Here is a 12,272-nt window from a genome sequence, read left to right as displayed (position 1 = left end):
AACTAATTGGCAACAGTCTTTGATAATTCATTTTAAATACAGCTATAAAAATGATATTTGTTTTYGTAAGTCGGTAAGAAAAATTGATTAATACGATAAGTGTTATCGTATTAAATTGAACGTAATAATAAAAAGCCGATGCATAAACACCGGCTTTCAAAAATCAACTGTTYACATTAATAATTAAATTATAGCTCCATCGGCTGATTTGCTTTAAGTAGCTTCATACCTTTAATGTGCTGAAGAAACCACTTAACAATAGCCAAAGCCGCAATCACAAGACCCACAACAGGGATGGCTTGCAGTACTTTATGTAATATAGGGCTGTATACCCAATACTCTGCCCCTGCAATCATTCCTGTCGTCGTCGCAGCAGTTACACCTAACACGATAAAAAAAGTAAAGAACAAAAAGAACGTTCGAATTATGGTGTAGTAATGACTGTAGCTAAGCTCATCATTGCACTTATTAAGTTTGTAGGCTGAATAAATCACCGCAACAATACCTGAGATCATCAAGGTTAAAGGCGTTAAAAAACTAGCGATATACGCGAACCGAACACCCTTATTCGTATCATCTGACATAACTTTATCCATTTATAGTTTTCGTTAGTCTAATTATCACACGAATTTCTGCTTCATCAAGTAATGAAAAAATAGAAGATGATCACGATCAATACTATCCGCCAGAACCCTTACAACGACAACAGCCTAGGTGAGCATCCCTAGGCTGTTTAATCTATTGCGGGCTTTATTGTACTACTGTATTTGCTTACGCTAATACGATAGACATTACAGCTCTTCTGTTGGTTCTGTTATTTCACTGCCATCTTTAATGCGCTTATGGCCTTCTTGTAAGTGAACAAAGTCAACTAAGTCATCCCCACTTACTTGGAAAGCCTGCCCAAAGCCTTTCACGAACAAGCCTTGGGTGGGTTCAAAGCGGAACATTTTAAAATCTTCTAAGCCACTTAACCCGTCAATAATGTCACCAAAACGCCCCTTTAATGAAGCAACAGCTTCAAGCCATTTTCCTGTTTCACGTTCTACAACCACAACATTGGCTTCAAACGTAAGGCGCTTACGCGCATAAATCGTTTTTGATGTTGCTTCGTCTTCAATCATCATCAACGACACTTGTGGGTTCGCTAACAAGTTACGGGCATGCTTTGCAATTTGACTGATCAGTACATAGTAACCATCGTCGAGCAATGCAAAAGGCGCATAGCTGACATTAGGCTTACCATCTGCATCTACAGTTGCCAACTGAATAGTTTGGCAAGCTTCACGAAACTCTTTAATTTCAGGGCCCAAACGGTTTTGAAGGCGCTCTTGCTTTACTTTACTCATTATTATTTTTCTCCGTGGAACGCTTGTTTTAGTTGCTTGAATTTTTCAATTTGCTCAGGGAATAACTGACGCTTTTTATCACGACCTAGGTAGACCTTAAATACACACTCACCACCTTGCGCAAAGAAGCCAATGAAGTAACTTTCTTGCCCCATAAATGGCTTGCTAACTAATGCAATGTCCGTCACTAAGTCTAAGCGTAGGTGACCATGGAGCTCACCATCTTTACCCATTAAGTTATAGTAGCCACGCGCTTCCTTGCCTTTTGGAAATGGTGCTTTTACTTCAAATATCGAGCTCATTGAATGAACGATCGTTGTTACAGGCCCCCAGTTCGGTAGATCTTCTAGGATCGCTTGCGCCTTATCACCAGAAGTGACAACAACCAGATCTTCTGGAAATGCCATAACCACTTCCCCCTCTGTTACCCCCAGCCTTTCAGCAACCGCCATAGCGTGCAATTTTGGGTCAGCTTCAAGCTGTTCAGCAACTTGTGATTTCAGCGCATCAAATGAGATTTTCTCGAACACAATGTATCTCCTAGTACTTCAGTGTACATTTCTAAATCGGGGGACTGCTAAGCAGCAATCTTGTTCATATTATGTTGTTGTAAGACTTGGATCATCGACTGAGCGAGCGTAACCGACCAGAATGTTCCAGCCAGAGTCAATGACAGATAACCGTCTTCAATTTTAACTAAGCCATTTTTCTGCCAAGCTTTAAATAACGGCATGCATAAAACAAAAATATCTTGCTTAAACTTATACTCAAACTCACGAGCCGACAAAAACCCGCGGTCAAAGCTTGCTTTAATTTCTGAATGAAGCGCAGCTTGCGGTGATGATTGGGTCATCATTGCTAAGGGCAAGTCACCCTTTTTGATAGAGTCAATATAAGCATCAAGCGTACGGTGCTGCATAAACCCATAACCACCTACGTTACCACCTGCACCAGCCCCTAATGGCAGAACTTCAGCAGATGTCTTCGCCAAACTGTTATAAATACTGCGCTCGCGGTTATCCCTTGCCCAATGGTTACCACTTAACCGGCGTAGGTGATGTTTCGCCATAAAGTTAACACCATATTCAAACATCGATGCTTTCGCTGGCGTATCGGCAGGCTCTGGCAGCTTACCATTCTCAACCATTCCCTTCATCGGCGTCCCGCCCATCTCAATCAGCTGGTATAAATCTACACCGTGAGCGCCACTATCAAGGAAATCATTTAAATCTTGCTGCCACACAGCCATATCTTGATAAGGAAGGCCAAACAGTAAATCGATAACAATTGGTGCAGCATTCGTTACACTCAATGCCTGAATTCGCTCAAGTACTGGTTCGCGATCATCTAGTCGCTTGGCTTTGCGACGTACCGTGGTATCAAAGCTCTGCACACCAAATGAAAATCGATTAAACCCTCCCTCCAATGCCGATTCAAACATCCGATCGTCAAAACGGTTAATGCGTCCCTCAAGCGTAATTTCACAATCGGTCGCAAGTGGGAAATGAGATCGAACCATTTTGCCTAAACGCATGATCTGTTCAGCACTTAAATCAGTTGGTGTACCACCACCAACATATACCGCACGGAAAGGAGCTGCTTGAGTCCAAGGCATTGCTGCTTTAGTTTTAAGCTCAACCATTAAGGCTTCGAAATAATCTTCAATCAGCTTTTGGCTAGACGCGTATTGAAAAAAGTTGCAATACGTACAACGAACACGGCAAAACGGAATATGAATATAAAGGCAACGACTTTTCGGAGCTTCAGGTATCTCCGACAAGGCATCTGTCGCTAATATCTGGCGCTGATCTTCAGCGACCATTGCACTCATTCCACCAGCATGTGCTGAGCGTTTGTTAGCAAATGCATAACGAAGCGGATCGGGAGTATGTTTACCAATCACATCTTCTGTCAGTATTTCAGGATTTATTGGTTGCTGTTCATTCATCTATAACTTTTGAGCTAGCCTGACTAGCTCCTCCTTAACAGGGCAATACCGATTTATTTTGTAGTTGGTATCGCAACTGCCAGTTTGTCTTCCACCAGGCTAAAAATCATTTGGCAACACGCCAATATACCCAAATCACTTGGGTATCACCTGATGCCACGTTGAGCATACGTGCATGACTACTTTCTAATGGGCTTAGCCCTTGTTGTCGTGCTTCTTCAACCTCAGTTAAGAACTCCCGCCCATAAGAGAATGAGAAGCACTATTATTTGCGTTAAATCATAATCACCTGTAAATAATATTGCAAATGATAATTGATATTATTTCGATTACGTGGATAATGAGAACCATTCTTGATTACGGTTATTAATAACAAAGCACTTAATAACTATTAGTCATTCAATAACAAGAACGTGTAGCACTTTCGTGCATGATTAGGGGTTTCTCGTGAACACTAAGAGATATGTCATCGCTGGCGCAATTTCTGTCGCTTTACACAGTGTTTTGCTTTCTGCAATACCTAACCAAATGGTTATGGCTATGCCTATGGGTGTCGACTCCACCAAAGTGTCACTCAACTTAGTTTCAGCCCCTACTCCTCAGTCAGCACCAGCAGTAAGTGAGCCACCACCGATACCACAGTCGGCACCACAACCAGTAAAAGAAGAAACTGAAGTAAAAAAACTGGTGAAGAAAACACAGCCGGAGCAAAAGCCTGAACCGAAGAAAACTACCCAACCAATAACGAAGAAAATGCCACCGAAGCCTGTTGAAAAGGTGGAGAAGCAAATAGTAAAACAACCGATTGTCGAGAAAAAATCGCCAGTTTCAGAAAAAGAACCAGAGAAAAAGCAGCCTAAATCAGAAATAGCCTCAGGCGTAAACAACTCACCCAAGCTGGTGAGTAAGCCGACTTTTGCGACAAGACCCAGCCCAGTTAAATACCCACGAATAGCTAAACGACGTGGGTTAGAAGGTCAGGTACTTGTCGAAGTTTGGATTGACGAGAAAGGTAAGCAAGTTAGACACAGCTTAGTCCATTCATCAGGCACAGTTGTATTAGACGAAGCAGCACTGAAAGCCATTCAAAGGTGGCGATTTTCATCACACGTAGTTGATGGTCAAGCCATTGCCCATCGCGTACAAATCCCTGTTCGATTTAAATTGGATTAAATATTAATTGGATTCTCTTATGGAAATGTTTCACTCCCTACAAAACCAATTTGGTTTAATGACAGTACCTTTACTACTGTGTTCAGCCCTAACCGTCATGATCCTTATTGAACGTTGCGTTCAAGTACTCCTCTGCACTGGTGTCGGCCGTAGTAAAATCAATGTGATTTTAACAACATATAACCGTAACGATGAGAGTAGCCTAGATACACTTGCTAACGATCTTAAATCGAAGCGGCCTTTACTATTTAAGGGCGTTTCAATGCTTATTTCTCACCGTCACTTTGCCAAGCCACTTCGCGAAGATGCCGCTGGGATCTGGCTGCAACAAAAGCGAACTCAATTACGTTCTGGCCTGCGTCTATTGGGCTTAATTGGTGTGATCAGTCCATTACTTGGCCTACTTGGTACTGTTCTCGGCCTAATCGATATGTTTAAAGGCATTGCCATGAGTACTGGTGCTGTCACGCCTAACGACTTGGCTGACGGCCTTGGTCTAGCAATGAGGACAACTGCAGCTGGACTATTAATCGCTTTACCAGCGATAACTGGCGCGCAATTATTAGGTTTATGGGCCGATAATGTGACAGCCAAGCTTGAGCATAGCCTTAACCACTGTAACTTATGGCTAGAAGGCTTATCACTCGACCCTACCTGTTCCCCTAAGCAGCAAACGCCTCAGCAACATGTCGTTAAGACTGAACAACCAGAGGTCGAGGTATGATCCGAACCCACCAAAGTGTTCCTGACAGCGATGAGTTAAAACCGGATTTAACTCCCTTGCTGGATATCATTTTCATCGTCATGGTATTTCTGCTTCTTACTGCCAGTGTGAAATTACAATCACTTGATGTCGAGTTACCGCAAACAGAAACTCAGGCATTACAAGAAACCGAATCTGATCCTATTACAGTCAACATTACCGCAGCCCCTCCTTATTGGGCACTTCAAGGCAATGAATTCGATAATTGGGATGCCTTTAATGCTGCTCTACTAAAAGAAGTTAAAACCAGCCCTGACAAGCCTGTTGTCATTGGTGCAGACAAGGCTGGATCGGTAGAAAACATGCTCAGACTACTCGCTTTCTTGCAACAAAACGACATCAAAGCAACCCAGCTATTAATGGAAGAGGACAAATCATGAAGCGTTTCACTTTGGCAACTATATTGTTTTTTGCCGCTACATCTACCTTCGCAAGTGAGCGCATTATCAGTGCGGGGGCAGCCATTACAGAAATCATAAATGCCATGGATGCTCAAGAACAACTTGTTGCTGTCGACGTAACCAGCAAATCAATGGTCGATGACGATATGCCAGTTCTGGGCTACCACCGCCAGCTTTCTGCTGAAAGCCTTATCGCGCTCACCCCGACCCGACTACTCGGTTCAAATGAAATGGGGCCGCAGACCACACTTGATTTGCTCAAGCAGGCTGGAGTCAAAGTAGACGTGCTGAACTCTGGTGAAACCGTTGAAGATTTAATGGTACGTATTGATCAAGTCGGCGAACTAACAAATACCTCAAGCAAGGCAAAAGCATTAAAAAACGAGGTGAAGGGAAAAGTCACTGCCATTAATGCCAACCTAGCGACTCAAGATAACAAAAAGAAAGTACTTTTCCTGATGATCCACGAAGGTCGCCCAGCCAATGTTGCTGGCCGCAATACTACTGCAGACACCGTAATTCGCCTTGCAGGTGCAATAAACCCAGCAGCAGATGCCGTCGAGTCTTATAAGCCGATTTCACTGGAATCAATGGTGGAAATGCAGCCTGATATCATCCTGCTGAGTTCGCGTACCATGAGTAAAATCGGTTCAGCTGATGAGCTGCTTAAACAAATGCCTTTACTCGTCGCAACACCAGCAGGCCAAAACAAAGCCCTCGCTATGATCGATGGAACTGCTCTGATCGGCGGTTTGGGGCTGAAAAGTTTAAGCGAAGCTGAACGTTTAAACACCGTTTTCTATCCAAATTAATATAAGCATTTATTACTATGCAGTTATACCGTATTCCGACACGTATTATTTTTCCAACTGGCCTCGTACTGCTGTTGCTTGCCATTACATCATCAGTAGTCATCGGTCCGATGGCAATCACCTTCACTGATAGTTTCAAAGCCTTAATGCCTTGGCAATCGGATCTGCCCCAACATATACAAATTGTAATTAACCAAATTCGTTTACCGAGAACATTACTTGGAATGGCAATTGGTGCGATATTAGCGCTATGCGGTGCTGTTATGCAGGGGCTATTCCGTAACCCCCTCGCCGACCCAGGTATTATCGGCGTTTCAGGAGGAGCGAGCTTAGGCGCGGCATTAGCTATTGTGTTTTTTGCTCCGCTTGCAGCATCATTTCCTCTGTTGTTAACACTAGCCACCGTTCCCGTTTTTGCTTTTTTAGGCGGGGCTTTCAGTACCTTTTTTGTCTATTACTTAGGCACAGACAAAAACGGTACTTCTGTAACAGTGATGCTTCTGGCTGGTGTGGCTATCGGGGCACTATCAGGTGCTGCGCTTGGCCTGATGAATTATTACGCTGACGACCAAGCACTACGAGATTTATCACTGTGGAGCATGGGATCACTTGCAGGGGCAACTTGGCCTGGCATCACGCTTTCCTATATTACTCTTGCCGTACTGATGTTTATGTTTGATCGCAATGCAAATGCACTCAACGCCTTTTTGCTCGGAGAAGCAGAAGCAAAACATATGGGGGTTAATGTACAAACACTGAAAAGGTTACTGATTTTACTTTGCGCTGCAGGTGTTGGTATTGCTGTTTCACTCACCGGTGTGATTGGTTTTGTTGGCTTAATCGTCCCCCATCTTGGTCGAATGCTCGTAGGGCCTAATCATAAAGTGCTCTTACCATTATCTGCTCTGCTTGGCGCATTAATTCTTTTGGTTGCCGATATGCTTGCACGTATCGCAGTTGCACCGGCTGAACTGCCTGTTGGGATTATTACAGCCCTACTCGGCGCGCCCTTCTTTATCTTCCTGCTCGTAAAACAAAAAGGGAAAATGTCATGAGCTTGATGACAAAAAATAGCGTTGAAACAAAATGTGCTATTGATGCTTCAGGGCTTAACCTTAAATTGGGTGATAAAGTACTCCTTGATGATTTAGCTATTCAGATCAAAAGTGGTGAACTTACCGCCTTGCTAGGTCCTAACGGTGCAGGTAAAAGCACCCTCTTGAAAGTATTATGTGGTGAACAAGAATCTACAGGCCATGTTTCCTTTTTTGGTAAAAACCGTGCCACTTGGCCACCAGCTGAACTCGCAAAACACCTTGGTGTGTTGCCTCAGCATAGTAACCTAACCTTCGCATTTACCGCGCAAGAAGTTGTTGAGCTGGGTGGTCTCCCCTTAGCGCTGACCAATCGGGAAACGGTAAGTATTGCTAAAGAAAAAATGGCTCAAGTCGATGTCACAAATTTGAGTTGTCGCCTATACCCTACGCTCTCTGGAGGAGAAAAACAGCGCGTGCACTTTGCACGGGTACTGACTCAACTCAGTCGCGCTGGTGAGCAGTGTATTCTGATGCTTGATGAGCCAACATCAGCACTCGATTTAGCGCATCAACATAAAACCCTTCAAGTCGCAAAGTCGTTAGCGAAGTCTGGGGCTGCGGTGATCATAGTGATTCACGATTTAAACTTAGCAGCGCAATATGCAGACCGTTTAGTCATTCTTAATGAGGGAAAAATTCAAGCTGATGGTTGTCCGAAGGACGCTTTAACAGCGAAAACGATCGAACGCGTTTATGGTTGGCCTGTTTGCATTACACACCACCCGATCGATAATTATCCTATTGTGCTTGCAACATCCAGCCATGAAATTGAAGAACACCAGTCAAAGTTCGAACTGGCCATTTAACAGGAAGTTGTTGTTAAAAAAAATAAAAACATCTCTTTTTTATACCTTCTCTTTTTCCTTTAAAGCCTTCTTAATCAAACTAAAAAGGCTTTATAAACCTATCTTTATTGGTTTCTTGGAATTATTCGCTAGATTTATGGTTGACCATTAATCAATCAAACCTATCCAATTCACCAGTAATCCTAATTTATTAAGGCAAGAAACATTGCACTCTTTGCTACACTGAGTAAAATGAGAGCGCAAGCGATTACACTATGCAACAATTGCAAAGCCTAAATCGCAATAAACGTGAATACTGAAAAGAAACGAAGCCGCCCATTCGTGTCGCGGCCTTTTGTCGTTTCTGTTATCTGTACTCAACAGAACAGTGAACTGTATTGAACGTATAGCCAGTGCACTACTCTATTGAGTAAAGCTTAAAATTACCTAGGTCTTTTGACCCTTATTATTAGAAGAATAAATATGGCAACGATTAAAGATGTTGCACGTATGGCTGGTGTCTCTACAACCACCGTCTCTCACGTGATTAACAAAACGCGATTTGTCGCAGAAGCGACGCAAAAAAAAGTACTGTCTGCAGTTGACGAGCTAAACTACGCTCCGAGTGCTGTAGCGCGTAGTTTAAAATGCAACACAACCCGTACTATTGGCATGTTGGTTACAAAATCGACCAACCCTTTCTTTGCTGAAGTCGTACACGGTGTTGAAGAGTACTGTTACGGCGCTGGTTACACACTTATCTTGTGCAACACTGAAGGTAACCTTGAGAAGCAACGTGATTATTTACGCATGCTGGCTGAAAAGCGCGTTGATGGTTTGTTGGTCATGTGCTCAGACTTGGATGAAAACCTACTCGGTCTATTAGAGCGCCAAAAAGATTTGCCTATGGTTGTCATGGATTGGGGCCCAGAGAGTCCTCACACAGATAAAATTCAAGATAATGCTGAGTTAGGCGGCTATGTCGCGACTAAGTTCTTTATTGAACATGGGCATCAAGCTATCGGTTGCTTAACCGGCCACAGTGATAAAGCTGCTTGTCGCGAACGATTAAAAGGCTTTAAAAAAGCCATGTCTGAAGCCGATCTCGAAGTACACCCAGATTGGGTACTCGAAGGTGACTTTGAATGTGAATCGGCAGTTGAAGCCGCTGAAAAGTTCATTGCAATGGACAAACGTCCAACGGCGATTTTTTGCTTCAATGACATCATGGCGATGGGCATGATCAGTACATTTTCACAAGCTGGTATTCGTGTACCTGAAGATATTTCAATTATCGGCTACGACAATATTGATTTAGCACCATACTTTTCACCACCCCTAACCACGATTCACCAGCCCAAGCGCCGCCTTGGTAAAACAGCTATCGAAATCCTGTTAGAACGAGTGAAAGATAAAGATCATGAGCACCGTATATTTGAAATGATACCAGAGCTTGTGATTAGAAAATCAGTGATAAACCGAAACACCAATTCATAACAAGCGGATTGATGACGATAAGAACGGAGGCTTCCCCCTCCGTTTTTTTGTGCTTATAGCATGCCTAATTAGAATATTCACTCAACTTTTGGCACTTTTTATAATTAAATAAAGACAAGATAAAATAATTTATGGGAGCAAGGTCACGCTATTAAAAGTGGGAGCAGGTTCAAATTTTGCTTCTGCGATATTCTTAAACAGTCACGAACAAGGCAAACCTTTCGAAAGATTGGGACGCAAAGCTTCCGGCCTAAGAGTCTATAGTTTTCAATAACTAGTTCGACTTAAGGTAGCGGGGTTGCCGATGGATATAGCAATAGTGATCAGGCGTCATATTTTACATGATTCTGACATTACTCTTTTGTTAATTTTGCTAATCTGAAATCCTCGCTCTGTTGTTAGGTGACCCTAGATTTTTTTCACCGAGAAGAAGCATGGACAAACCAGTACTTAAAAATTCATTACGACTGTTTAGTTGTTTCAACAACGTAAAATCACGCTCGATGTTTGGCGGATTTGGCATATTCGCAGGTGAAACAATGTTTGCACTCGTTGTTAACGACAAACTTCATCTTCGTGCCAACGCTGAAAACGAACAAGATTTTAAACAGGCAGGCTTAAAGCCATATATTTATAAGAAACGTGGATTTCCTGTTGTTACCAAGCATTTTGCAATTCCAGATGAATGGTGGGAAGACACAACTAAAATACTTAGCCAAGCTAAGCGCTCTCTTGAAGCGGCAAAAGAAGACAAAGAAACAAAAAGTAAGGCAGGACCAGAACGTATAAAAGATCTACCTAACTTACGACTCGCAAACGAACGCATGCTAAAAAAAGCAGGGATTATCAGTGTCGATGCATTATTTGAAGCGGGTTCGATTAACGCTTTTAGGGCATTACAAGATACCCATCAAGGCACTGTAAGCATTGATCTTTTATGGGCATTAGAAGGTGCAATTAGTGGCCAGCATTGGTCAGTTATTCCGCAAGAACGTCGCTCAGAGCTGCTTTCAAAGCTTAGTTAACCCCGCTTAGTACCATTAACAAGAGGTGATATGCCTCTTGTTAATGCATCATTTCGAGTGTTCCTTGCTCACTATTATGCCTCAGCACCATTATTCTCCTCGATAGCATGGTCAGGCTTTGACCGCACGTTCAGTTTGCTTCGTACACCCCATGAATGACAATTAATTGTCAGTATATCTGAAAGATTGAATTGCCTCACAAAGCTGTTTACAAAACACTCAACAAGCTTTCATTACTTTATAAAGACCGTAAAATAACAGCATATATTTTCGGAGGTCATTATGAACTGTACCAAACCTTTTCCCGGACAAACTGATCAGATGTTCAAGGATAAGTTTGGTAAATGGCCTCGACTAATGAAGTTATTCGTTTTACTCAGCTTACTTCCCCCTATCACCGTACTCGTTCTTATCAATAACAACATGGCCTCAATGCCAATGATGTACGATGTACTTGTTTACGTTTCAGGCTTTAACGCCCTACTCCTTACATGGGGACTACTGTTAAAAATACGCTCAAAAAAGTATTGGTACCGTAACTATCATATCGGTAAAACAATGTTACTTGCCGTTGTGCCTATTTTAGCTTGCGGCTATATTACTTTGACGTCACCCCAGCCAAATAAAATAGTCACCCAAGCTCAACATGACCGTCCCGTTCAATTAGTAATCAACTAAACGGCCAAAGTCACTTTTTTCATCACTCAGTGAAATAATTCAGCTCTTAATTAGGTCTTTGTCTCATATCTATCTGATAATTTGAGTAATCATTGCTCATGGTCAGGTTATATACCCATTGTGGCATAAAAAGTATTCCTAATATTAAGAGGTGATCGTGCGCATTTCAGCCAAAAAAAACCATTCCATTACCATTAAGCCGCTACTTTGGCTTCAAAAACGCCATTTCGGCAAAGTACTAAACCCGGCGCTCTTATGGGGGCGTAAGCCTACCCTTTTTTGGCTGGTTGCTAGTTTCTTTGGCTATCTTGATCGTCGCTCTTCTCCGCTATCACCTATCATGCGTTCATTAGTTTGCGTCAGGGTCTCTCAACTAAATGACTGCGCATTTTGTGTCGATGCTAATGGCATGAGGTTAGCTGAGCGTTGTGATTCAGAAGAGAAAATAAAATCGCTCGCTAACTGGCAGCACAGTGAATTATTTGAAGAACAAGAACGGGCAGTATTACGCTACACAGAAACAATGACGATTACAGGTCAACGTGTCACCGAAAACATGCTGGATACACTCAAACAGTGGTATGACGAAGATACGATTGTTGAACTCACCGCCCTCATTTCTTTCCAGAACCTCTCTGCAAAGTTTAATACTGCGCTCGACGTACCTGAGCAGGGATTTTGTTCGCTACCGATCCAACCCGATTCGATAAAAGAAAAGTTGTCGTCAAAGGAATAGCTCAGGAG

At 42.7% G+C, this 12,272-nt stretch carries 14 protein-coding genes and 1 riboswitch; of the genes, 10 read left to right on the top strand and 4 right to left on the bottom strand.

Annotation, left to right across the window (positions count from 1 at the left end; genetic code table 11):
* Positions 1–188: 188 nt before the first annotated feature.
* The 4 genes from L4D78_RS26775 to hutW all read right to left on the bottom strand — a co-directional run bounded on the left by L4D78_RS26775 (position 189) and on the right by hutW (position 3,297).
* Positions 189–584 carry a hypothetical protein gene (locus L4D78_RS26775; RefSeq protein ID WP_428469752.1) on the bottom strand — a complete coding sequence of 132 codons (396 nt, stop codon included), beginning with the start codon at positions 582–584 and terminating at the stop codon, positions 189–191.
* A 207-nt stretch (positions 585–791) separates the two neighbouring features.
* Entirely contained in the window at positions 792–1,349 is a 558-nt protein-coding gene (hutZ, locus tag L4D78_RS26770; RefSeq protein ID WP_428469751.1) for a heme utilization protein HutZ, read from the bottom strand.
* Positions 1,350–1,351: 2 nt separating this feature from the next.
* Positions 1,352–1,879: a heme utilization cystosolic carrier protein HutX gene (gene hutX, locus L4D78_RS26765; protein WP_428469750.1), complete on the bottom strand. Its 528-nt coding sequence runs from the start codon at positions 1,877–1,879 to the stop codon at positions 1,352–1,354.
* 47 nt (positions 1,880–1,926) lie between these two features.
* Positions 1,927–3,297: a heme anaerobic degradation radical SAM methyltransferase ChuW/HutW gene (gene hutW, locus L4D78_RS26760; RefSeq protein WP_428469749.1), complete on the bottom strand. Its 1,371-nt coding sequence runs from the start codon at positions 3,295–3,297 to the stop codon at positions 1,927–1,929.
* A gap of 447 nt (positions 3,298–3,744) precedes the next feature.
* Between hutW and L4D78_RS26755 the strand changes: the two genes are divergently transcribed.
* The 10 genes from L4D78_RS26755 to L4D78_RS26710 all read left to right on the top strand — a co-directional run bounded on the left by L4D78_RS26755 (position 3,745) and on the right by L4D78_RS26710 (position 12,264).
* Positions 3,745–4,470, top strand: a complete 726-nt coding sequence (locus tag L4D78_RS26755) for an energy transducer TonB (RefSeq protein WP_428469748.1) — start codon at positions 3,745–3,747, stop codon at positions 4,468–4,470.
* Positions 4,471–4,489: 19 nt separating this feature from the next.
* The gene (locus L4D78_RS26750) at positions 4,490–5,194 is read left to right on the top strand and encodes a MotA/TolQ/ExbB proton channel family protein (RefSeq protein ID WP_428469747.1); all 705 of its coding nucleotides are present in this window, start codon (positions 4,490–4,492) and stop codon (positions 5,192–5,194) included.
* Complete coding sequence (locus L4D78_RS26745; protein WP_428469746.1) at positions 5,191–5,613, top strand: ExbD/TolR family protein; 423 nt, start codon at positions 5,191–5,193, stop codon at positions 5,611–5,613. Before L4D78_RS26750 ends, L4D78_RS26745 begins: the two co-directional genes overlap by 4 nt.
* The gene (locus L4D78_RS26740) at positions 5,610–6,446 is read left to right on the top strand and encodes a heme/hemin ABC transporter substrate-binding protein (protein ID WP_428469745.1); all 837 of its coding nucleotides are present in this window, start codon (positions 5,610–5,612) and stop codon (positions 6,444–6,446) included. The genes L4D78_RS26745 and L4D78_RS26740 overlap by 4 nt, the downstream gene beginning before the upstream one ends.
* 17 nt (positions 6,447–6,463) lie before the next feature.
* Positions 6,464–7,501 carry a FecCD family ABC transporter permease gene (locus L4D78_RS26735; protein WP_428469744.1) on the top strand — a complete coding sequence of 346 codons (1,038 nt, stop codon included), beginning with the start codon at positions 6,464–6,466 and terminating at the stop codon, positions 7,499–7,501.
* Positions 7,498–8,349, top strand: coding sequence for a heme ABC transporter ATP-binding protein (locus L4D78_RS26730; protein ID WP_428469743.1), 852 nt, complete (start codon positions 7,498–7,500; stop codon positions 8,347–8,349). Before L4D78_RS26735 ends, L4D78_RS26730 begins: the two co-directional genes overlap by 4 nt.
* A gap of 462 nt (positions 8,350–8,811) precedes the next feature.
* Positions 8,812–9,825, top strand: coding sequence for an HTH-type transcriptional repressor PurR (gene purR / locus L4D78_RS26725; RefSeq protein WP_428469742.1), 1,014 nt, complete (start codon positions 8,812–8,814; stop codon positions 9,823–9,825).
* A 201-nt stretch (positions 9,826–10,026) separates the two neighbouring features.
* A riboswitch (cyclic di-GMP riboswitch) is annotated at positions 10,027–10,131 on the top strand.
* 128 nt (positions 10,132–10,259) lie between these two features.
* Positions 10,260–10,850, top strand: coding sequence for a TfoX/Sxy family DNA transformation protein (locus tag L4D78_RS26720; RefSeq protein ID WP_428469741.1), 591 nt, complete (start codon positions 10,260–10,262; stop codon positions 10,848–10,850).
* A 282-nt stretch (positions 10,851–11,132) separates the two neighbouring features.
* Positions 11,133–11,528 carry a hypothetical protein gene (locus L4D78_RS26715; RefSeq protein ID WP_428469740.1) on the top strand — a complete coding sequence of 132 codons (396 nt, stop codon included), beginning with the start codon at positions 11,133–11,135 and terminating at the stop codon, positions 11,526–11,528.
* 157 nt (positions 11,529–11,685) lie between these two features.
* On the top strand, positions 11,686–12,264 hold the full coding sequence (locus tag L4D78_RS26710) for a carboxymuconolactone decarboxylase family protein (RefSeq protein ID WP_428469739.1): 579 nt from the start codon (positions 11,686–11,688) through the stop codon (positions 12,262–12,264).
* Positions 12,265–12,272: the final 8 nt, after the last annotated feature.

Origin of the sequence: Photobacterium minamisatsumaniensis (genome assembly GCF_050336695.1) — a bacterium.
Taxonomy (GTDB): Bacteria; Pseudomonadota; Gammaproteobacteria; order Enterobacterales; family Vibrionaceae; genus Photobacterium; species Photobacterium minamisatsumaniensis.
The sequence above is the reverse complement of the archived record's forward strand: the minus strand, read 5'-3'. Positions and strand labels throughout refer to the sequence as shown.

Excerpts from the sequence above, each read along its gene's own strand:
- L4D78_RS26775 (WP_428469752.1), bottom strand. The coding sequence starts at position 584 with ATGTCAGATGATACGAATAAGGGTGTTCGGTTCGCGTATATCGCTAGT.
- hutZ (WP_428469751.1), bottom strand. The coding sequence starts at position 1,349 with ATGAGTAAAGTAAAGCAAGAGCGCCTTCAAAACCGTTTGGGCCCTGAA.
- hutW (WP_428469749.1), bottom strand. The coding sequence starts at position 3,297 with ATGAATGAACAGCAACCAATAAATCCTGAAATACTGACAGAAGATGTG.
- L4D78_RS26750 (WP_428469747.1), top strand. The coding sequence starts at position 4,490 with ATGGAAATGTTTCACTCCCTACAAAACCAATTTGGTTTAATGACAGTA.
- L4D78_RS26745 (WP_428469746.1), top strand. The coding sequence starts at position 5,191 with ATGATCCGAACCCACCAAAGTGTTCCTGACAGCGATGAGTTAAAACCG.
- L4D78_RS26740 (WP_428469745.1), top strand. The coding sequence starts at position 5,610 with ATGAAGCGTTTCACTTTGGCAACTATATTGTTTTTTGCCGCTACATCT.
- L4D78_RS26735 (WP_428469744.1), top strand. The coding sequence starts at position 6,464 with ATGCAGTTATACCGTATTCCGACACGTATTATTTTTCCAACTGGCCTC.
- L4D78_RS26730 (WP_428469743.1), top strand. The coding sequence starts at position 7,498 with ATGAGCTTGATGACAAAAAATAGCGTTGAAACAAAATGTGCTATTGAT.
- purR (WP_428469742.1), top strand. The coding sequence starts at position 8,812 with ATGGCAACGATTAAAGATGTTGCACGTATGGCTGGTGTCTCTACAACC.
- L4D78_RS26720 (WP_428469741.1), top strand. The coding sequence starts at position 10,260 with ATGGACAAACCAGTACTTAAAAATTCATTACGACTGTTTAGTTGTTTC.
- L4D78_RS26715 (WP_428469740.1), top strand. The coding sequence starts at position 11,133 with ATGAACTGTACCAAACCTTTTCCCGGACAAACTGATCAGATGTTCAAG.